The sequence below is a fragment of the Thiomicrospira sp. genome (assembly GCF_036568485.1).
Classification (GTDB): Bacteria; Pseudomonadota; Gammaproteobacteria; order Thiomicrospirales; family Thiomicrospiraceae; genus Thiomicrospira.
Genome location: NZ_DATCSL010000060.1, coordinates 1 through 1278, shown reverse-complemented (window position 1 = coordinate 1278; position 1278 = coordinate 1). Strand labels below are relative to the sequence as shown.

Annotated in this window: 2 protein-coding genes; both read right to left on the bottom strand. The window is 42.4% G+C overall.

Annotated elements, in window-relative coordinates:
- Nucleotides 1–120 precede the first annotated feature (120 nt).
- Nucleotides 121–825, bottom strand: a complete 705-nt coding sequence (locus VIM91_RS06425) for a hypothetical protein (protein ID WP_331863992.1) — start codon at nt 823–825, stop codon at nt 121–123.
- 66 nt (nt 826–891) lie between these two features.
- Nucleotides 892–1188, bottom strand: coding sequence for a hypothetical protein (locus VIM91_RS06420; protein ID WP_331863991.1), 297 nt, complete (start codon nt 1186–1188; stop codon nt 892–894).
- Nucleotides 1189–1278 lie beyond the last annotated feature (90 nt).

Below are 1278 nucleotides of genomic sequence, written 5' to 3'. Positions count from 1 at the left end.
TTTTTTAGCTAAATGCTATGAAAAATCAAATAAATACCGAACACGTTGGAAGTTAAGCAAGTAATAAAACGATTCAAAATCATAAAGTGCTGGATGGGTGCCGAGTTGTAAATCTTAAGTTTAAAGTCGACGGCTGATTGACAGCCCTACGCTCATGGTTTGCGTATTATCATAACTAGAAAAGAAGTTCATCGATACGCGCGGAGTCAGTTGCGAACTCAGCATGGTTTCGATTGAAACCTGATCATCAAGCGAAGGATATAAACTTTGTTGATAGCTGTTCGAAACCGCCGCAAACCAGATAGGGTTGAACTGATGTCCAAAGCCAATGGATGCAGAAGCCGTGTTCTGAGTATCAAAGTCGCTTACCTCACCATTCAAGCTATAACCCAGGTGGCCAAATAAAGAGCTGGCTTGTTTTATAGGTTGGAGCAGTTCAATTTGCAGGCCAATATCATCGGCACCACTACTTAATCCCTCATCTGCATTATCGGTCGCGAGTTTATAAATCAGAGCCGCGGTTAAGTATTTTTCATCTGCCCAAGTATGGCCGACTCGAATATAAGTATCCCCCAGACCTTGTGACGTTTGTTGAGCCTGGTTTTCATCGGTGGTGACCCGATTCAAAGAGGTCGATAGGCTAAATTGCCAGTCTTGTTGGTAGGTGGATAAAGTAACTGGGGTTGACCAAGATTGAACCGGTGTTTGATCAGTTAAATTGGTTTGGCCATTTAAATAATACAGCCCGGTAGAAACGTAGGTTTCAGCGAAGGCTGACAATGTTAGGGATGAAAGCAAAAAAGCAATGACTGGGCGAATGAACATAAGAGGTGTATCCGGTCAGGTTAGAAAATTAGCCAGCCGAGCATCAACTCGGCTGGCTAAAGGTTTTTATTCTTCCGCTTCCATTTGATTTGTTTGGTCGCGGTTTTGAGTTTGTGTACCTTGTGCTTCTTGCTCTTGTACACGGTTTTGAGAGCGTTCTTGCATCATTTGTTGGTTTTGCTCAATACGCTGCTGTTGCATCTGTCGATTTTGTTCTAAACGTTGCTGTTGCATTTGCTGTTTTGCAGCCGGGCCATTTCCAGTCGGATTTTGTGAGCCTGGAGCGTTCGGGCCTGGAGCCGCAAAACCTAGTGTGCTAATAGATAATAACGCCGCAACGATAACTAAATGACGATTTTTCATGGTGTTTCTCCTAGTGATGAAATTAAATGGGATTATTTCCCATTTGTTGAAACTATAAATGTGAAATTTTCCCATGTCAATATTTTTTGT